Raw genomic sequence first — 18,522 nt, 5'->3', positions numbered from 1 at the left:
CCTTCCACCGCGCTGGTGGCGTGCCGGTCTTAATGGCCAACCTCGCCCAGCGTGGCTTAATCTTTATGGATGCCAACCCCGTGTATGGCTCAATGGAAGACTATCTGACCACCCCATACCTGGACGATGAGCAGAATCTGATTTTTGAGCGCGTTTCTGAAAGCAGAGATACCAGCGTATTAGCCGATAGCCAGGGCTGTTTCAGTACCAGTGGCGGCTTGAAAGTGCTGTCCGGCAACCTGGGGCGCGGGGTGATGAAAGTCAGCGCGGTCGCCGAGCAGCACCGCAAAGTGGTTGCCCCGGCCAGAGTGTTTGACTCCCAGCACGATGTGGAAGCAGCCTACAAACGCGGCCAGTTTACCCAGGATACCGTGATAGTGGTGCGCTTTAACGGGCCATCTGCCAACGGTATGCCAGAGCTACATAAACTGATGCCGATTATGGGCAACCTGATGAAATCTGGCCTCAACGTGGCACTGGTGACAGACGGCAGGCTATCTGGCGCATCAGGCAAAGTTCCGGCGGTGATCCACATTACTCCGGAAGCCAATCGCGGTGGCCTGCTGGCCAAGCTGCAAGATGGCGACATGATCGAAGTGGATGGCATTTCAGGAACGGTCAACGTACTGGTTTGTGTGGCTGACAGAGCACTACACCAGCCGGATCTGGCGTGCAGTTTAATCGGCAGTGGCCGAGAGCTGTTCAACGTTTTCCGACAATCGATTTCCACCGCCGAACAAGGCGCAAGTATACTGTATTCAACAACTATTTAACCTATAACCCGCTAGCAATCTAATCAGGACTAGACAATGAATTGGACACACTCACCGCAACACATTTTTGCAGCTTCACCGATAGTTCCGGTCATGGTTATCCAACACCGTGATGATGCTGTCCCGCTGGCCAAAGCGCTTGCTGAAGGTGGCATTAACGTATTTGAAATTACCCTGCGCACGGAAGCGGCGCTGGACGCGATTGAACTGATCGCCGAAGCAATGCCAGACTCTCTGGTTGGCGCCGGCACGATACTGACACCAGAGCAGTATGATGCGGCCGTGGCCGCCGGAGCGAAGTTTATCATTTCACCGGGAGCACCAGCGCGCCTGCTGCAACACGCGGCAAGCCAGTCTGTCGCCTTGATTCCCGGCGTCTCGACGCCGACCGAGATCATGACGGCGATGGACTTGGGCTATGATCATCTTAAGTTCTTCCCGGCCGAAGCCAACGGTGGTGCCAAAGCGCTGAAAGCGATCTCGGCGCCGCTGCCACAGGTAAGCTTTTGCCCGACCGGTGGGATCAACGCTGCCAATCTGGCGGAATACCAATCACTGGCTTGTGTAAAAACCGTCGGTGGCACCTGGATGATTCCGGCCGATGCGATAGCAGCCAAAGACTGGTCGCGCATCACCGAACTGACCCGGGAAGCGATCGCGCTGGCCAGCCAGGGACAATAAGCGCTTGGCGGACTGGACTGAGCCAGTCAGTTGAGGCTGCAGCCGATGACATGTCGACGTAGCCTCAACACAACAATATTTAGCACAGCAAGTTAGAGTGGCTGTATGGCAGTAAAAAAGAACCGACCGACATTACAGGACATCGCTGATCTGGTCGGTGTGACCAAAATGACGGTGAGCCGGTATCTGAGGGACCCGACCAAGGTTTCCCAGTCCGTTGGGCTAAAAGTGGAGCAGGCGGTCAAAGAGCTTGGCTATGTGCCTAACCGCGTGCCCGATATCCTGTCTAAAGCCAAGAGTCACTCTATCGGGGTGCTACTGCCCTCCCTGACCAACCAGGTGTTCGACCAGGTGTTAAGAGGCATTGAAGGGGTGATTGAACCGCAGGGTTACCAGGCGATGCTGGCCCACTACGGTTACGGCAAGCATACCGAAGAAAAACGCATCGAGTCATTCCTCGGCTACCACGTCGACGGCATTATCCTGTCTGAAAGTGTCCATACCGAACGTTCGAAACGGATTCTGGCCGCCTCCGGCATTCCGATTGTCGAAATCATGGATTCACTTTCAACGCCACTGCAACAGGCGGTGGGGTTTGATAATGTCACTGCAAGTAAAGAGGCAACCGAGGTGTTGCTGGCGAAAGGACGCACGCGGATCGTCTATCTCGCCGCCCGTATGGACGAGCGCACCAAGCAGAAAATTCAGGGTTATGAACTGGCTGCCGTAGCGGCGCAAATGACACCGAGAGTAATCACTACCCTGGAGTCTTCCACTTACACCTTGGGGGCGGAGTTAATGAAACGTGCCTTCGACCAATACCCGGATTTGGATGCGGTATGCTGCACTAACGACGACATCGCTATCGGGGCGCTCTATGAATGCTTGCGCCAAGGTATTAAGGTGCCGGAGCAACTCTCCATTGTTGGCTTTCATGGCCAGAATATCCATTCCGCAATCAGTCCGACTCTGGCGACAGTGATCACCCCAAGGGAAGAGATCGGTAAAATTGCCGCAGAGCAGTTGCTGGAGCGGATTCACAACCCCGAACTGACCGCAACCAAAAAGGTCATCAGTCTGGCAACCAAATTCTTCTACGGCGAAACGCTGTAGTGGCTGCTGTTATTGGCTACTGAGGATGAACGGGCTCAGCGTTACTAGCCTGCGCTTCTGGTGAGTTAAATCCACGGATGATGTTGCTGAGCGTGATAAGAGCAAAAGCGGCGATGACCAGCGCCAGGTGCCACGGCTGGCTAAGGCCTAACTGCACCAGAAACATACTAACCAAAGACGACACCACCATCTGCCCCCCACCGGACAACGCCGCCGCGGCGCCGGCACGTTTATGATACGGCAGCATCACCATCGCCTGAGAACACGGCAGGGCAATGCCATTGCCCATGATCAGCAGCCACTGGCCAAGCATTAAATACAACGGTTCCAGCGGGCAGAGGAACAGCCACAATGCTGAAATGGCGTGCAGCGCAGGGGTTACCAATAGCATGTTTTTGGTGCCGATTTTGGGCCTGACCCGGTTGCAAATCGTGGTACCCAAAATCATCCCCAGCGCCGGGATCAGCGCCCATAGGGCGTACTCATCGGAATTCATGCCGATTTGGTTTTGCATGATAAACGGCATCACCGACACGGTAGTGATCATCAGGCTGAAGTTGAGCCAGCTGATGCTGGCGAAGCTGATAAAGTAAGTGGAACGAATCAGCTGCCAGTATTGCGCCATCATCTGGCGCGGGGAAGGTATCGTCGACTTCTCGGCGATGGTTTCGTTAAACAGAATCGCGAGCACTACCCAGGCCAGGGCCACATAGCTGAACAGGGAGATAAAAACCATACTCCAGCCAAAGTGGAAGTTGATAAACCCGCCCAGTACCGGAGCCAGCACAGGCGTAATGGATGCGGCCATCGCAATGTAAGAGAGCGCAACGGGCAGATCGGCACCGCTGAACTGGTCTCTGGTGGAAGCCCGGGCGAGTACCGCGCAGCAACCTGTGCCCACACCCTGCAGAAACCGCCCCATGACCATGCCTTCAAATGAACTCTGCAGGGTGAGGATCATCACCAGCCCCAGCAAGGCGATGATTAGCCCGCTGAGCAGAACTTTCTTCCTGCCTACTGCATCTGAAACCGGCCCGTACAAAAACTGCGAAGGGCCAAAGCCGAGCAGATAGATACTGACCAGCAGCTGCGCCTGGTCCAGAGTAATGTCGAAATCTGCGGCTATCCAGGGTAACGAGGGAAAAACCAGCCCCATACTGAGTTGGCCGATACTGATGATAAGGCAGGCGAGGAGTATGACTTTGTAGCGAATTCCGTTGCTCATTAATTGTCCGTAAAAATGCCGTTGAAAAGCAGCGCGCAGAGGTGATGAATGCGCTGAATAAACCAAAATGCCATCACGATTGAAATCAGCTACCAGAACGTAACTGTTTGCATGTAACTATCTAAAGGTGAAGGAAAAACATTCTAGCAGGAATTAACGAATGACTGTAAAGGTAATGCAGAATGTTCGCAAGGTCATTGCGTATTTAACGCATGTAGTTTCCCCTGGTTTTATAAACAAGTAGTGAATTATGTGTAGCGCCGTTTAACGGCGAATTTGGACAAAATAAAGTAGTCCAAGAAGTTTAAAAATATCTTATCGGGGTAGAAATCAAGCGTGAATAGTAGGTCTCTAACTCATAAAGCGAATCTCGTCCTCACCTGACCACATACTTTGCAACGGTTAGTCACATTACAGGCTAATTAAATACACATACCCCAGAGCTTATGATGCCTAATCACTATGCACATTGAAATTAACGTACTGAGTCATCTAAATAAGTGATTGGTCTGAGACAAATATAACTGGTATATCCGTTACTTGTTCCTTTTCGGCTAACGCGGAAAGGGCCACTTCAGAGGCACGTCTTACATGTTCGACGCAGGCATAGTGCGCCGCGGTGCAATCACGTTTCTTGATGGCTTCTACAATGGCTCTCATTTCCTCTATGCTCTGCATATAGCGGTTCTCTTGGGAAATGGAGGTAGCCCGAAGCAGGTTGACTCTTGCTTGTTGTTGGCGAAGTAGCTTAGCGGCGGTTTGGTTACCACATCCTTCATAAAGTAGTTCGTAGAAATCATTGACGCTTTCAAGAATATTCGCAACATTACCTTGGGTCAGTCGGCGGGTAAGCAGATCCAAACTGGTCTCTAGCATCTGTAATTGCTTGTCAGTAGCATTGACGGTATAGAGCTGGACAATCAGGCTTTCTAAGCTGGCACGTAGCTCATAGATTTCTCGCGCAGTTTCAAGAGTTAGGCGAGTCACAATTGGTCCTTTGTTCTCCAAATAGTCAACTAGACCTTCTGACTCAAGGTGGCGCAAAGCTTCTCGAACGGATGTACGACTGACTCCCAGCATGTCGCATAAATCACGCTCCACCAGACGATCTCCGGGCATGAGCTGAAAATTGATGATAGCAGACCTGAGGGTTGCTAAAACTTTTTCACGCAAAGGGATGCGGCTGTTGTCTATCTTAGTAATCTGGGAAGGTTGTCTCATCATGCTGTATTCTCACTTCGACTTCGGGTGAGCATTTATTGGCAAGCCAATGGAGTGCTCTAAGCGTTATGCCCCTTTTTGTGTATCTTTTTGATCATCTGTTGTCTTACGCAGGCAATTATAAGCAATTGTTAATTCAATTGTTGTTTTATTTTTCTTTTGTTCTTTGCATAGGCGAATGGCTATTCAAAGAATGTTATACGCCTTCTACGAGTACAATTTCCGCTGTCGCGACTCCTTTACGCTCTGTCGCAGCTTGTTGGTAAGCCTCTGAGTGGTAGCAAGCAAGGGCATCATCAAATGAAGCAAATTCAATGACAACATGACGCTGACGATCATCACCTTCCAGTTGTTGGCAACGTCCGCCACGGGCGAGAAACTTGCCGTTGAATGCTTCAAACGCCTGAGGTGCTAGATCTGTGTATTTCGAGTATTGTTTTGTATCATGAACTGTAACATGTGCGAGCCAGTATCCTTTCATTATATTCTCCTATGTTCGGTTTAAGTTATTATGTGGACTAAGAAAAAGAGCCCCACGTGAATGGGGCAAGGTAGGGAAAAGAGATAATTATAAATCTATAGAATCTTATGCTTATTGAAATGCCGGTATTACCCGGTCAATGAACAACTGTAGTGATTTCTTTTTCTCTTCGAAGCTTAGGCTATTATCAGCCCAGTAGCTGTACTGGCTAACACCCAGTGTTTCATAATATTTTAAGCGTTTAACAATTTCTTCTGGTGTGCCTACTGCTAGGTTGTTACGCAACTCTTCCTTACTGAAACTTTCACCAAGGTCTTCGCTACTGAGGCGGTTGACGAAACCGTTTTCCGGCGTTTGGTTGTTACGAGCCCACGCCATGAACATTGAATACCAGTGTTGTAGGGCCTCAGTACCAGCTGTTAGTTCTTGTTCTGTTTCACCTACAAAGGTATGACGAAGTAACATGAGCTCTGGTCGAGCAACCTGTGGGTTATTTGCGCAGGCATCGTTAAACTTGTTCATCAAATCTTGAACTTCTTCGTCATTTTTTTGCAGTGGAGTCACCATGACATTGCAACCGTTACTGATCGCAAAGTTGTGAGAGTCAGGATCGCGTGCTGCAATCCACATTGGCGGGTGCGGGTACTGCAAGGGTTTCGGTACACTTGTGGTGGTGGGGAACTGGAATAGTTCACCTTCGTGCGCGTAGTCGCCTGTCCAGAGTTTCTGCAAAGCCGGGACCATTTCACGCAGGTATTTTCCACCGTCAGCCGCTGGCATACCGTTCATCAAACGGTCAAATTCGGCTTGGTAAGCACCGCGAGCAATGCCGAATTCCAAGCGGCCATCACACATGATATCTGCAAGTGCGGCTTCTCCTGCTAATTTTACCGGATGCCAGAAAGGTGCGATAAAAGTCCCCGCGCCTAAGCGAATAGAGCTGGTTTTATTGGCAAGGTAAGTAATATAGTTAATTGGGTTTGGCGCAATGGTGAATTCCATTGAATGGTGTTCGCCAACCCACGCCATCTCAAACCCACCTCGCTCAGCAATTTGGACCAATTCAGTCAGCTCAGCTAATGACTCTTGGTGGGTTTTGTTATCATCGTAACGTTCCATATGTAGGAAAAGAGAGAACTTCATATCAGTATCCTTTCTATAATGTTGAGGCTGGTGGCCAGCCTCAATGTTTTCTTATTTAGACAAAGCTGACGCAGGCTTTAACGTTTGTTTTTTGGGCTTAATTAAAGGTTGCGGTGATTCTTGATATTTTGTGTTTCTGTGTAGGTCTTTCATAAAACAGTAACCCATGACAATTAGCACCATCGAGAACGGTAAAGCAGCGGCGATAGAGGCGGCTTGCAGCCCTTGTAGGCCACCTGCCATCAGTAAAATACCTGCCACTAAACCTAAACCTGCCCCCCAAACAATGCGCATGCTGATTGGTGGGTGATTTCCGCCCATAGAAAGAATGGTGCAGATAACCAGCGTGGCAGAGTCCGCTGAGGTCACAAACCAAGAAATGATCATTAAAGTGGCAAGTGCGGCCATTGGCCAGGTTAGCCAGTTCACATTCAGTGCCTCGATCGTGCTGTACAGCACCATGGTTAGATTCTCATTTACTACTTCCGTTAGACCACCTGCGCCGTAAAGCTCAATGTAGTTTGCAGTGCCACCCATAATGGTGATCCAGGTAAACGCGCCTAGGGTACTGCTTAAAATACCGCCTAACATCAATTCGCGAATGGTACGGCCTTTTGAAATCCGTGCGATGAAGATACCTACGTATGGACCCCAACTTAGCCACCATGCCCAATAGAAAATTGTCCACCAACCCTGCCACTGGCTCGTTGGGTTAGATTCCACCCACAATGACATAGCGACAAAATTGTTGAGATAATCCCCGATATTGGTGAAAAAACTACCAAACAGGTACGCGGTTGGACCTGCGATCAGGAAAAAAGCAAAGAGAATCGAACTGATACGGACGTTCCATTGGCTTAATAATTTAATACCCTTTTGCAGTCCTGAAACTGCTGAAAATGTTGCGATTGAACCTACAACAACAATAAGGATTAACTGGTTGACTGAATTTATCTCAATATCAAATAGATAGTTGAGACCAGCATTCATTTGAGAAACACCAAGCCCCAGCGTAGTTGCAGTACCGAAAAGAGTACTGAAAATCGCCAGCAGGTCGACAGCATGGCCAATAGGACCATAGATACGCTCACCAAGAACGGGGTATAAAGCAGAACGGATTGTAAGCGGCAAGCCTTTTCTATAAGCAAAGTAAGCGAGAATCAACCCGACTAACACGTATACGCTCCAGGCGTTCATACCCCAGTGGAAGATTGTAATACGCATGCCGATCTGTGCAGCTTCGGCTGTGTTAGGCTGAATGTGCGCCATGTCAGCAAATGGGTTGCCCTGAATATAGGTGAGCGGTTCGGCGATGCTCCAAAACATTAGACCTGTACCAACGGCTGCACTGAATAGCATTGCAAACCAAGTAAAGTTATTAAACTCAGGACGGTCACTGTCTTTACCGAGTCGAATACTGCCGAATTTACTGAATGTTACCCAAACTGAAAAGACAAATATGACGGCTACGGCTGCAATGTAATACCACCCCAAATTGCTGGTGATCCATTGTTTGATGCCTTTATAGACAGTATTTGCCAAGTCAATTTGAAGAACTGAAAAGAGAACAAATGCTGAAACCATCACCAATGAGGCGATGGTCATAGTTTGGTTAACCCCTTGAAAAATCCCTTGTTTGTTAACCATGTTGTTATTGGAAATCATAGCAGGATTGCTCCTTTATACACTGTATGATCGTGTCTTTGGCTGAACAATCGAAGTCTTTATACTTACTTCATCCATAGACACCCCTTTTTATGTTATCAGCACATGTTGAGCTGATATTGTATGGTGTTTCTTGGTATACCATAACACCAAAAATTGGCGTATCAAGATGCGATTTTAACAACAAGCTAACCATCTTGTAGATATAACTTATTGTTTTAATTTGATTAATATAAAAGCCAACCTTGTTTTCAATACTGTGTACAAAGTTAATTAAATTAACAAAATGTGATCAATATGTGATTTATTGAAAAATTTATTTTCCATGAAATATCCGAAAATAATTTTAACTTACTGATATTGAAGTGTTTGTTTTAATGTTGACTTGTGAGTGGCTAATAAATCATCTACTTCCATTTTTGTTTGTTTGGTATACCATAATACCAAATGGAGAATGGCAAAGATGTTATTGCCAAAAAGTGCATATGAAAGGAAAACGAAATGGCTTTTAATATTCGTAAGATCTGTACCTATATCGAAGAAACTCGTATTGAAGGCGGTAAAGAAGGTGACAGTCCTGTCACTATGGCTGCAGTTGCCGCTGTCATTGAAAACCCTTGGCACGGTAGAGGGTTTGTTGAAAACCTGCGTCCTGAGATTACGGAGCATTGTTCAGACTTGGGTGCATTAATCGTAGATAAGCTTACAGGTGTAATGGGTGGTGCGGAAAACATTGAGGCTTATGGAAAAGCGGCTGTTGTTGGCATGGAAGGTGAAATTGAACATGCTTCAGCAGTGATTCATACCCTGCGTTTTGGCAACCACTACCGTGAAGCCGTCGATGCGAAAAGTTACTTAAGTTTTACCAATAAGCGTGGATCAGGCGGTACATCCATTCAAGTACCAATGATGCACAAGGACGATGAAGGACTTCGTTCGCACTACATCACATTGGAAATGAAAATTGAAGATGCGCCAGCAGCCAATGAAATTGTTGTGGTGTTAGGTGCATCCGACGGCGGTCGAGTACATCCTCGTATTGGTAATCGCTATATTGATCTTGAAGAAATAGCGAAAGAGAAAGCCGGTCAGCAACAATAAGGAATTGTATGGAGAGCATGAAATTAGTTGATGGAACCAGCTACTTTTCATGTGGAGATGGCGAAACCGTCATCTTCATTCATGGCGTAGGTTTGGATAAATCCATGTGGGGAGGTCAAGTAGCCGGTCTTCAGCAACACTTCCACATTATTGGGTATGACATGCTGGGGCACGGTGAAAGTCCTGACCCTCAAGAAGATTCCACGATTGAAGCATATGCTGATCAGTTGGAAAGTTTGATCTCTGAGCTAAATCTGGCAAAGCCGATTACCGTAGTGGGTTTCTCGATGGGTGGCTTGGTTGCACGTGCTTTTGCTTTGAAATATACGCATCGTATTGATCGATTAGTGATTTTAAACAGCGTTTTTAACCGTACTGAAGATCAGCGCAATAATGTACTGTCTCGCTGTCAGGAAGTAAAAAAACTTGGCCCTGGAGCCAATGTGGAAGCGGCAATTGAGCGTTGGTTCAGTAAAGAGTATCGCGGTGCAAGTCCTGCTCAAATCAGTGCGTTTAAAGAACGTATTGTCACTAACAGCAAACAGGGTTATTTACAAACCTATCAACTGTTTGGTGAGAATGACAATTATGGTAAGCAGCAATTGAACAGATTGCACTTACCGGTGTTGCTGGCGACAGGTGAGCTTGACGTAGGGTCTACGCCCGAAATGGCCTATAGGCTAGCTCAGTATCTGCCTAATTCACAGGTTGTGGTATTGGAACAGCAACGTCACATGATGCCAGTTGAAGCCCCACATTTAGTAAATGAAATGCTGTTGGCGTTCATTCAAGATCAGCCACAGCAAGAAAAATCAAAGAAGGCTCAGCAAGGTCAACCGAAACTACAGGAGGTCGTCAATGGCACTTGAACAATTTAAGATGCTCATTCACGGTGAGTGGGTAGAATCTGCAAGCGGAAAAACGTTTGAAAGTTTGAACCCTGCGACAGAGTTAGCATGGGCAATTTTTCCTTACGCCGATGAAGAAGATGTTGAGAGGGCAGTTCAGTCAGCACACAGTACATTCCTTTCAACAGAATGGTCGACAACCACTCCAGCACAACGTGGCAAGTTGCTACGTCGCCTGGGAGATCTGATTGCTGAAAACAAAGAGCAATTAGCTCAACTTGAAAGTCGGGACAATGGTAAGTTAATCCGTGAGACTCGTGGCCAGGTTGGGTATCTACCTGAGTTTTTCTATTACTTTGCAGGTTTGGCTGACAAAGTGGAAGGTGAGACTCTTGCGCTTGATAAGCAAGATATGTTCGGTTACACCGTACGGGAACCTCTCGGGGTAATAGCCGGTATTATCCCTTGGAACTCACCGCTTTACTTAACGGCAATCAAAATAGCTCCAGCACTGGCTGCGGGCAATACCGTAGTACTCAAACCATCTGAGCACGCCTCTGCGACTCTACTGGAATTAGGGCGTTTGGTGCTTGAAGCGGGCTTCCCTTCAGGTGCAGTAAACGTTATTACTGGTTATGGCCTTCCATGCGGCGCAGCGCTAACCCGTCATCCACTAGTACGTAAGATTGCTTTTACTGGTGGTAGTGAAAGTTCTAAGCATGTTATCCGCAACTCGGCTGAAAACTATGCAAAATTATCATTAGAACTGGGTGGTAAGTCTCCCAATATCATTTTCAATGATGCGGATATTGACAGTGCAGTAAATGGTGCCGTGGCTGGGATTTTTGCGGCTGCAGGCCAAAGTTGTGTTTCAGGATCTCGCCTATTGGTTCAGCATGACATTTACGAGGAGTTCGTTAGGAAGTTAACAGCTCGTGCCGAGAAAATCGTTATTGGTGATCCCTCACACCCAGAGACAGAAATGGGCCCGATGGCCACACAAGCCCAACTTGAGACCGTTGAGCGTTTCGTAGACATCGCTCTAAAAGAGGGAGCAAAGTTACGTACCGGCGGTAAACGCGCAGATATCGAATCGGGATGGTATTACACACCAACTATTCTCGAGTGCAATGATCACAGCGCTACTGTGGTTCAGGAAGAAATATTTGGCCCTGTCGCGACGGTAATTCCGTTTTTTGATGAAGCAGAAGCGTTGTCTTTGGCAAACGATAGTAAGTATGGCCTTGCCGCTGGAATCTGGACCCAAAATTTAGCCAAGGCACACCGCATGATCAAAGGCATACGTTCGGGCATCGTATGGGTGAATACCTACCGAGCGGTATCAGCCTCTGCTCCGATTGGTGGTTATGGTCAAAGTGGTTATGGCCGCGAATGTGGCAGCGATGCCATTAATGAATTTACCCAATTGAAAACAGTTTGGATCAATACGTCATCTGAGCCGATGGCCGACCCATTTATCATGCGTTAATAAGGGAACATCATGACTACACAACAAGTGAAAAATGCAGTCTCACCTGACCTCTACAAAAACATCATGGGACAGTTCCCGACAGGCGTGACAGTGATTACGGCCTTCAACGATTTGGGTGATGTCGTTGGTTTTACCGCCAGCGCGTTTAGTGCATTGTCAATGGATCCTGCTTTGGTATTGGTCTGCCCAAGCCTTAGCTCGGATTCATACCCAGTAATCCGCGATACTAAGAAATTTGCTATCCATATTTTGGCTGACGATCAGCAGGCTGTTGCTTATCAGTTTGCTAAGAAAGGTATCGATAAAGCAGAAGGTTTGTTGGTTAATAAAAGCGAATACGGTCTCCCTGTGATTGAAGGTGCACTGGCGGTTTTGGAATGCGAGTTATGGAATGATTACCCTGGTGGTGACCATGCGATATTAGTGGGTGAGGTGGTTAATGCTCAGCTGGCTAATACTGACTTACAACACCCACTTCTTTACTGCCGAAGCAAGATGGGTTGCTTGCCAGAGATGGGATAATCTCCATCACAACTAAGCATGTTAAGCGGGCAGATCAGTGGGTGATATGCAGTAGCTTGGCACAGTCAAATATAACTTGATAAGGAAGCACTCGTGAAATTAATGGATTCGAGTTTACTAAAGCAGTCATGTTACATCGCAGGCCAATGGGTTAATCACGAAAATGGCGCAACAGTGCCGGTTATCAACCCATCAACTCGCGATGTGATCGCAACAGTGCCTGACTTGGGAAAGGAAGCCACGCTCGCTGCCATTGAAGCTGCTGAAAAAGCACATAAGTGTTGGAAGAAAACGACAGCGAAAGAACGATCAACCATATTGCGAAACTGGTATCAGTTAATTATCGAAAACACAGACGATCTGGCCACGATCTTGACTGCGGAACAGGGCAAGCCGTTTACGGAAGCAAAAGGTGAGATTGTTTATGCTGCCAGCTTTATCGAATGGTTCGCTGAAGAGGCTAAACGTACCTATGGTGAAGTGATCCCTAGCCATAAACCAAACTCCCGGCTTGTTGTGAGTAAGGAATCCATCGGAGTTGTCGGTGCTATTACCCCGTGGAACTTTCCCGCTGCGATGATCACCCGTAAGTGTGGTCCGGCATTTGCTGCTGGCTGCGCTGTGGTTTTGAAGCCGGCACCAGAGACACCTCTCACGGCATTGGCTTTAGCAGAATTGGCTGAACGTGCGGGCTTACCTGCTGGCCTCTTTAGTGTTATCACGGGTAATGCGGTAGAAATTGGTGGTGCGTTAACCAGTAGCAAGATCGTAAAGAAAATCTCTTTCACAGGCTCAACTAACATTGGCAAATTGTTGATGGAGCAATCTTCTTCCTCGGTGAAAAAGATGTCACTCGAGCTAGGGGGCAACGCGCCATTCATTATCTTTGATGATGCTGATTTGGATGCCGCTGTGGAAGGGGTCATGATTGCCAAGTTCCGTAACGCGGGACAAACCTGTGTGTGTGCCAACCGCTTATATGTCCAAGATGCTGTTTATGATCAGTTTGCTCAAAAGCTGGTGGCTCGCGTAGCAGAATTGAAAATGGCAGACGGCTTTGAGCCAGGAGCGACAATTGGCCCACTGATTAATCAGGCTGCAGTGGACAAAGTACAAAGCCATGTTGATGACGCTTTAGCCAAAGGCGCGAAGCGTATATTTGGCGCTGAGCGAACGCTAGACACTAACTTTTTTCCACCACAGATCCTTACTGAAATGACGGATGAGATGCGAGTAGCAACGGAGGAAACTTTTGGTCCTCTAGCCGCACTATTCCGCTTCAGTTCCGATGAAGAGGTCATTGCCCGCGCTAACGATACCGATTCTGGGCTTGCCGCTTATGCTTACACTCGATCTTTACAGCGTGCTTGGCGTGTTAGCGAGGAATTAGAATCAGGCATGGTTGGGATTAATGAAGGACTGATTTCTACCGAGGTCGCCCCATTTGGCGGGGTGAAGGAGTCGGGTTTAGGCCGTGAAGGAGCACGCCAGGGCATTGACGATTATTTGGAAACGAAATATGTGATGATGGGTGGCTTGTAGGTCGCTTAAGTCTACCAAATGGAACATCGTTAAATTGAATACTTGGACTCTGAAAACAGTTTAATTAGTAAGGATAGAATTATGAGCGATAAGTTTGAGCAAGGTTTAGCTATTCGCCGTCAGGTATTAGGTGCAGATTATGTTGATGCTTCAATCAATAATGCCACTGACTTTAATATGCCGATGCAAGAGTTGGTCACTAAGTACTGTTGGGGTGAGGTATGGGGTCGGGATACATTGCCATTAAAAACACGCAGTATTATTAACCTTGCGATGATCACCGCATTAAATCGTCCACATGAGCTGAAGCTTCACGTACGTGGAGCACTGAATAACGGTTGTAGTAAGGAGGAGATCCGAGAAGTTTTACTGCAAACGGCGATATATTGTGGGGTTCCTGCTGCTATTGATGCTTTCCGAACTGCGAAGGAAGTGATTGATGAGTACGAACGTTCAAGCCAGGCTGTTTAACCAAAAATATCGATAGGACCAGGTACGGTTAATTGGGTAGGAGTTAGGTATGCTACATAAAAAAATACACTTTTGCTCACAATGTGGGGGAAATGAGGTCCTTATGCAGGTTCCTTCTGGCGATACCCATGAGAGGCCGGTATGTCAAAAGTGTGGGCATATCGTCTATCAAAATCCGACCGTTATTGCTGGTTGTATTATCGAAAATGAAGGCAAGTTTCTGCTGGGTAAGCGAGCGATTGAGCCGATGTTGGGTAGGTGGAGTTTTCCTGCAGGATTTATGGAGAATGGCGAGACGGCTGAACAAGCCGCAGTTCGTGAAGTGTTAGAAGAAACCGGAGCATCGGTGGAAGTGCTGGGTCCATATTCGATATTTAGCGTTCCCCATATGAATCAGGTTTATATCATCTTCCGCGCTCGTTTTGTTAGTTTTGTACAGCCATTTGGTGATGAAACTTCCGAAGTGTCATTCGTACATAAAGAAGATTTGCCATGGAACCAGTTAACATACCCAGCTATAGGCCAAATCCTGACACGCTATATAAATGAAGAGGATCATGGTCAATTTGGTCTGTATATAGGGTCTTACGAGCAAGGTCTGGTTCACCCACTTGGCAATGTTAATCCTTGCTTGAATTAAGTAATTGAAACAAAAAGAGATAATCTCACGGTACCGAGGACATAAAATGGCAATCAGTAACATCGAAGATATCATTGCAGATATCCGCCTGGGTAAAATGGTGATCCTGATGGATGATGAAGGTCGGGAAAACGAAGGCGATCTAGTCATGGCAGCTGAGTGTGTAACACCTGAACACATTAACTTTATGGCTCGTAATGCCTGTGGTTTGATCTGCTTAACGTTAACGGCAGAGCGCTGTGAGCAGCTAGAGTTACCTATGATGGTCGAGAACAGCACCGATCCGCAAGGGACAGGCTTCACTATTACCATTGAAGCTGCCGAGGGTGTAACTACCGGCATTTCTGCCCATGATCGTGCCCATACGGTTCAAACGGCAGTTCGTAAGGGTGCCAAACCTTCCGATCTAACTCGCCCGGGGCACATTTTCCCTTTGAAAGCCCGTGATGGTGGAGTGTTGGTTCGCGAAGGTCACACAGAAGCTGGTTGTGACCTAGCGTATTTAGCTGGTTTCGAACCGGCGAGTGTGATTGTCGAGATCATGAATGAAGACGGCACAATGGCAAGGCGTCCTGACCTTGAAGTGTTTGCTAAGAAACACGAATTGAAGCTTGGATTGATTTCAGATTTGGTTCAATACCGATTGAAATATCAGTTGCTTGAAGTAGCTGAAGTCGCCTAAATCGTGTGATTCTAAGAGAGAGTTTCAATTTTCTTAGTTGAAGATCGACTGATAATTATACTCCTGAAGCCTCTCTTTTCTATGTCTATTGCGCTCTTGAACTTTCACCGGTAAGGGGGAGGACAATAGCTGATGCTGAAAGCGTAACTATCTGTATTTTACCATTCTGACAGCTACACCTCCTGGGTAAACGCTGATACTAAATTGACCACTCACTAGGTTAGTCTTTTCTCTCCCGAGACATACCGACTGTTCAAATCATGCCCAATAAACTGGTGCTATAAACGGACAATGAAAACTGAAACCAATAGTATTGCAGATGGCCAACGGCTGGATATAGCATTCCACACCAAGGTGATTTTTTTGGCAGACGTCCGAGATTAGCCAGTCTGTAACCCGATTGTTAGTATTGATTAAGCCGTTCTTCTCATGCTTAGATGGCCAAACTTGTCATTGAACTTATTGAACTTTCAACTTTAATTAAAGCTGGTCACATTAAAAATTATATGAATATGAATATGAATCTGCGCACGCTAATATTCGCTTGCCTGGTCACTGTGGTTTCAGGCTGCACGGTGTACGCTGGTTTTAACTACGATCAACTGTTTGGCGTCTCCCGGGTGCAGGAACGTCAGGTGTCACGGGATTTGCCGCAAAGCCAGTTTTATATGGATAAAGTCCGGCCAATTATCGACAACCGCTGTGTGGTTTGCCATGCCTGCTATGATGCACCCTGTCAGTTAAAATTATCCTCAGCTGAAGGCATCGACCGCGGGGCAAGCAAAAACAAAATTTATGAAGGTACCCGGCTCACTGCCGCCACGCCCACTCGTCTGTTTGAAGATGCGCAGACCACTCAGCAGTGGCGTGATTTGGGCTTTCATCCGGTGCTCAACGAACGCGATCAAACCTATTTGGCCAATCTAGACGCCGGTTTGGTTGCAAGACTGTTAAGGCAGAAAGAACGCCATCCATTGCCAGATCAAACTCAACTGGAAGGATTTGATTTCTCAATCTACCGGGATCAGCAGTGCCCGACGGTTGAAGAGCATCAAGCGTATGAAGCCAAGTATCCCGACTGGGGAATGCCATTTGGTATGCCGAACTTAAACAGCCGCGAATACAACACGCTGATGACCTGGCTGGAAGGCGGCGCAAAGATGAATGAGCACATTCCGCTGAGCTATGTGCAGCAGCGGATGGTCAACAAATATGAAGCGCTGCTGAATCATAATAGCCTTAAGAACCAGTTGGCCGCGCGCTACATTTACGAGCACCTGTTTCTCGCCCATCTCTTCTTTTCTGAACTGAATGAAACACCAAGGTTTTTTACTCTGGTACGGTCCGCCACTCCTCCGGGGCAGCCGGTGCAACGTATCAGCACCCGCCGTCCTTATGATGACCCAGAAGTTGACCGCGTTTACTATCGTTTAATTCCCGAACAAGCCACGATTGTCGATAAAACCCATATGCCGTATGCGCTGAATGACAACCGTCTTAAGTCCTGGAAAGCCTGGTTTATTGACGCCGATTACCAGGTTGAACAGTTGCCGAGTTACCAACCTGAAGTGGCTGCCAACCCTATGAGCGCATTTTTTGATTTGCCGGTAAAAGCCCGATACAAGTTCATGCTGGATAACGCGCAAAATACCATTATGGCCTTTATCAAAGGCCCGGTATGTCGCGGGCAGTTGGCGCTGAATGTGATCAACGATCATTTCTGGGTGTTTTTCCTCGACCCGGATGAAAGTGACCTGCCAGAGGTGAATGAGTTTTATCGCTCACAGACAGATAATTTAAAACTGCCGGCCGAGCGGGAAGATACCATACGCCCAATTTCCACTTGGGTGAGCTACGCGTCCCATCAGGCCAATTATTTACAGGCTAAGTCTGAATTTGTACAACGTCAGTTCAAAAACGGCCATTACCTGACCACCAATCTGATCTGGTCGGGAGAGGGGACAAACCCTAATGCTGCCCTGACGATCTTCCGTCATTTTGACAGTGCATCGGTGGCTCAGGGGTTAGTCGGCGATAAGCCGAAAACGGCCTGGGTTATCGACTACCCGCTGCTGGAACGCATCCACTATCTGTTGGTTGCGGGCTTCGATGTTTATGGCAATTTTGGTCATCAGTTGGTCACCCGTATGTTTATGGACTTCTTGCGTTTGGAGGGAGAAAGTAACTTTGTCGCATTATTACCTCGGGATATGCGCCATCAGGAATTATCCAGCTGGTATCAGGATCAGACCGCCTACTTCACCGAATTTTTGCTGCGCAACGTTGAGCCTTTTGATGAGCCGAGCAACGTAGAGTACAGCAGCGATGATCCTAAATCGGAGCTGTTCGATCAACTCAGGGAGAGGGTGAAGCCCATCCTCAGTTCACGTTACGACATCGTCGATACCGGTTTTAGCCGTGAAAATGAACAGCTACTAAATAGCATCAATACCATTCAGGGGGCTGGGATACTGCCGATACCCGAGATCATGATGTTGATGATTGAATCTAATTCAGTTCAGCCGCAGCTATTTACCTTAATCCATAACGCTGCCCACAAAAATATCTACAGCCTGTTTGATGAAGAGCAAAATCGCGTCCCTGAAAAAGACACGCTCACCATCGTACGAGGGGTGCTAGGAAGCTACCCGGCAGCCTATCTGAGCCTTAAAGAGTCGGAAATCCCAGAACTGGTCCAGCGCTTAAGTAATCTAGATGGGGAGGAATCCTACGTTAAGCTCCTTGATCGGTTCGCAGTTCGCCGCAGCTCCCCTGACTTTTGGTCATTTAGCGACAAAGTGCATCAATGGTACCAACAGGATCAGCCGATAGAGTTCGGCCTGTTGGATTACAACCGGTTTGAAAACCGCTAGCGAAAAGAGCTCACCCTGATAGTTACCGGTTTATTGCCTGCACTCCTAT

The 18,522-nt window shown here is 47.5% G+C and carries 16 protein-coding genes and 1 pseudogene; 12 read left to right on the top strand and 5 right to left on the bottom strand.

Annotated features, from left to right (window positions below; all coding sequences use genetic code 11):
• The 3 genes from ACQY6F_RS09590 to ACQY6F_RS09580 all read left to right on the top strand — a co-directional run.
• The coding region (locus ACQY6F_RS09590) for a dihydroxy-acid dehydratase (protein ID WP_428773946.1) at nucleotides 1-773 on the top strand (773 nt) is incomplete at its 5' end.
• Between the two features lie 36 nt (nucleotides 774-809).
• Nucleotides 810-1,454 carry a bifunctional 4-hydroxy-2-oxoglutarate aldolase/2-dehydro-3-deoxy-phosphogluconate aldolase gene (locus ACQY6F_RS09585; RefSeq protein ID WP_428773944.1) on the top strand — a complete coding sequence of 215 codons (645 nt, stop codon included), beginning with the start codon at nucleotides 810-812 and terminating at the stop codon, nucleotides 1,452-1,454.
• Between the two features lie 105 nt (nucleotides 1,455-1,559).
• A complete protein-coding gene (locus ACQY6F_RS09580; protein ID WP_428773943.1) occupies nucleotides 1,560-2,567 on the top strand; it encodes a substrate-binding domain-containing protein in 1,008 nt (335 codons plus the stop codon).
• Nucleotides 2,568-2,583: 16 nt separating this feature from the next.
• Here the strand turns inward: ACQY6F_RS09580 and ACQY6F_RS09575 are convergent, their stop codons facing one another.
• The 5 genes from ACQY6F_RS09575 to ACQY6F_RS09555 all read right to left on the bottom strand — a co-directional run bounded on the left by ACQY6F_RS09575 (nucleotide 2,584) and on the right by ACQY6F_RS09555 (nucleotide 8,302).
• Complete coding sequence (locus ACQY6F_RS09575) at nucleotides 2,584-3,792, bottom strand: multidrug effflux MFS transporter (protein ID WP_428773942.1); 1,209 nt, start codon at nucleotides 3,790-3,792, stop codon at nucleotides 2,584-2,586.
• A gap of 492 nt (nucleotides 3,793-4,284) precedes the next feature.
• Nucleotides 4,285-5,016, bottom strand: coding sequence for a GntR family transcriptional regulator (locus tag ACQY6F_RS09570; RefSeq protein ID WP_428773940.1), 732 nt, complete (start codon nucleotides 5,014-5,016; stop codon nucleotides 4,285-4,287).
• Nucleotides 5,017-5,209: 193 nt separating this feature from the next.
• A complete protein-coding gene (locus ACQY6F_RS09565; RefSeq protein ID WP_428773939.1) occupies nucleotides 5,210-5,494 on the bottom strand; it encodes a DUF1330 domain-containing protein in 285 nt (94 codons plus the stop codon).
• 111 nt (nucleotides 5,495-5,605) lie between these two features.
• Complete coding sequence (locus ACQY6F_RS09560; RefSeq protein ID WP_428773938.1) at nucleotides 5,606-6,637, bottom strand: LLM class flavin-dependent oxidoreductase; 1,032 nt, start codon at nucleotides 6,635-6,637, stop codon at nucleotides 5,606-5,608.
• 51 nt (nucleotides 6,638-6,688) lie between these two features.
• Nucleotides 6,689-8,302 carry a BCCT family transporter gene (locus ACQY6F_RS09555; RefSeq protein WP_428773936.1) on the bottom strand — a complete coding sequence of 538 codons (1,614 nt, stop codon included), beginning with the start codon at nucleotides 8,300-8,302 and terminating at the stop codon, nucleotides 6,689-6,691.
• Nucleotides 8,303-8,803: 501 nt separating this feature from the next.
• On the opposite strand from ACQY6F_RS09555, the gene ACQY6F_RS09550 reads away from it, so the two are divergent.
• From ACQY6F_RS09550 to ACQY6F_RS09510, 9 genes and pseudogenes are all read left to right on the top strand, one after another.
• The gene (locus ACQY6F_RS09550) at nucleotides 8,804-9,403 is read left to right on the top strand and encodes an amino acid synthesis family protein (protein WP_428773934.1); all 600 of its coding nucleotides are present in this window, start codon (nucleotides 8,804-8,806) and stop codon (nucleotides 9,401-9,403) included.
• An 8-nt stretch (nucleotides 9,404-9,411) separates the two neighbouring features.
• On the top strand, nucleotides 9,412-10,272 hold the full coding sequence (locus ACQY6F_RS09545; RefSeq protein ID WP_428773933.1) for an alpha/beta fold hydrolase: 861 nt from the start codon (nucleotides 9,412-9,414) through the stop codon (nucleotides 10,270-10,272).
• Complete coding sequence (locus tag ACQY6F_RS09540) at nucleotides 10,262-11,740, top strand: aldehyde dehydrogenase (protein ID WP_428773932.1); 1,479 nt, start codon at nucleotides 10,262-10,264, stop codon at nucleotides 11,738-11,740. Before ACQY6F_RS09545 ends, ACQY6F_RS09540 begins: the two co-directional genes overlap by 11 nt.
• 12 nt (nucleotides 11,741-11,752) lie before the next feature.
• Complete coding sequence (locus ACQY6F_RS09535) at nucleotides 11,753-12,265, top strand: flavin reductase family protein (protein ID WP_428773930.1); 513 nt, start codon at nucleotides 11,753-11,755, stop codon at nucleotides 12,263-12,265.
• A 93-nt stretch (nucleotides 12,266-12,358) separates the two neighbouring features.
• The gene (locus ACQY6F_RS09530) at nucleotides 12,359-13,807 is read left to right on the top strand and encodes an NAD-dependent succinate-semialdehyde dehydrogenase (RefSeq protein WP_428773929.1); all 1,449 of its coding nucleotides are present in this window, start codon (nucleotides 12,359-12,361) and stop codon (nucleotides 13,805-13,807) included.
• Nucleotides 13,808-13,888: 81 nt separating this feature from the next.
• Nucleotides 13,889-14,278, top strand: a complete 390-nt coding sequence (pcaC, locus tag ACQY6F_RS09525) for a 4-carboxymuconolactone decarboxylase (RefSeq protein ID WP_428773928.1) — start codon at nucleotides 13,889-13,891, stop codon at nucleotides 14,276-14,278.
• Between the two features lie 49 nt (nucleotides 14,279-14,327).
• Nucleotides 14,328-14,918 (top strand): NUDIX hydrolase, encoded by a 591-nt coding sequence (locus ACQY6F_RS09520; protein ID WP_428773926.1) that lies wholly within the window; start codon nucleotides 14,328-14,330, stop codon nucleotides 14,916-14,918.
• Nucleotides 14,919-14,964: 46 nt separating this feature from the next.
• Nucleotides 14,965-15,561, top strand: a pseudogene (gene ribB / locus ACQY6F_RS09515) (3,4-dihydroxy-2-butanone-4-phosphate synthase); the annotation flags it as partial.
• Between the two features lie 557 nt (nucleotides 15,562-16,118).
• Nucleotides 16,119-18,473 carry a fatty acid cis/trans isomerase gene (locus tag ACQY6F_RS09510; RefSeq protein WP_428773925.1) on the top strand — a complete coding sequence of 785 codons (2,355 nt, stop codon included), beginning with the start codon at nucleotides 16,119-16,121 and terminating at the stop codon, nucleotides 18,471-18,473.
• The last annotated feature ends 49 nt before the right edge of the window (nucleotides 18,474-18,522 follow it).

Source organism: Vibrio sp., assembly GCF_050299255.1.
Lineage (GTDB): Bacteria > Pseudomonadota > Gammaproteobacteria > Enterobacterales > Vibrionaceae > Vibrio.
The sequence above is the reverse complement of the archived record's forward strand: the minus strand, read 5'-3'. Positions and strand labels throughout refer to the sequence as shown.

Bases quoted from the DNA above. Each gene is read 5' to 3' on its own strand.
- ACQY6F_RS09540 (WP_428773932.1), top strand. From the start codon at position 10,262: ATGGCACTTGAACAATTTAAGATGCTCATTCACGGTGAGTGGGTAGAA.
- ACQY6F_RS09565 (WP_428773939.1), bottom strand. From the start codon at position 5,494: ATGAAAGGATACTGGCTCGCACATGTTACAGTTCATGATACAAAACAA.
- ACQY6F_RS09580 (WP_428773943.1), top strand. From the start codon at position 1,560: ATGGCAGTAAAAAAGAACCGACCGACATTACAGGACATCGCTGATCTG.
- pcaC (WP_428773928.1), top strand. From the start codon at position 13,889: ATGAGCGATAAGTTTGAGCAAGGTTTAGCTATTCGCCGTCAGGTATTA.
- ACQY6F_RS09550 (WP_428773934.1), top strand. From the start codon at position 8,804: ATGGCTTTTAATATTCGTAAGATCTGTACCTATATCGAAGAAACTCGT.
- ACQY6F_RS09520 (WP_428773926.1), top strand. From the start codon at position 14,328: ATGCTACATAAAAAAATACACTTTTGCTCACAATGTGGGGGAAATGAG.
- ACQY6F_RS09555 (WP_428773936.1), bottom strand. From the start codon at position 8,302: ATGATTTCCAATAACAACATGGTTAACAAACAAGGGATTTTTCAAGGG.
- ACQY6F_RS09535 (WP_428773930.1), top strand. From the start codon at position 11,753: ATGACTACACAACAAGTGAAAAATGCAGTCTCACCTGACCTCTACAAA.
- ACQY6F_RS09510 (WP_428773925.1), top strand. From the start codon at position 16,119: ATGAATCTGCGCACGCTAATATTCGCTTGCCTGGTCACTGTGGTTTCA.
- ACQY6F_RS09545 (WP_428773933.1), top strand. From the start codon at position 9,412: ATGGAGAGCATGAAATTAGTTGATGGAACCAGCTACTTTTCATGTGGA.
- ACQY6F_RS09570 (WP_428773940.1), bottom strand. From the start codon at position 5,016: ATGATGAGACAACCTTCCCAGATTACTAAGATAGACAACAGCCGCATC.
- ACQY6F_RS09575 (WP_428773942.1), bottom strand. From the start codon at position 3,792: ATGAGCAACGGAATTCGCTACAAAGTCATACTCCTCGCCTGCCTTATC.
- ACQY6F_RS09560 (WP_428773938.1), bottom strand. From the start codon at position 6,637: ATGAAGTTCTCTCTTTTCCTACATATGGAACGTTACGATGATAACAAA.
- ACQY6F_RS09585 (WP_428773944.1), top strand. From the start codon at position 810: ATGAATTGGACACACTCACCGCAACACATTTTTGCAGCTTCACCGATA.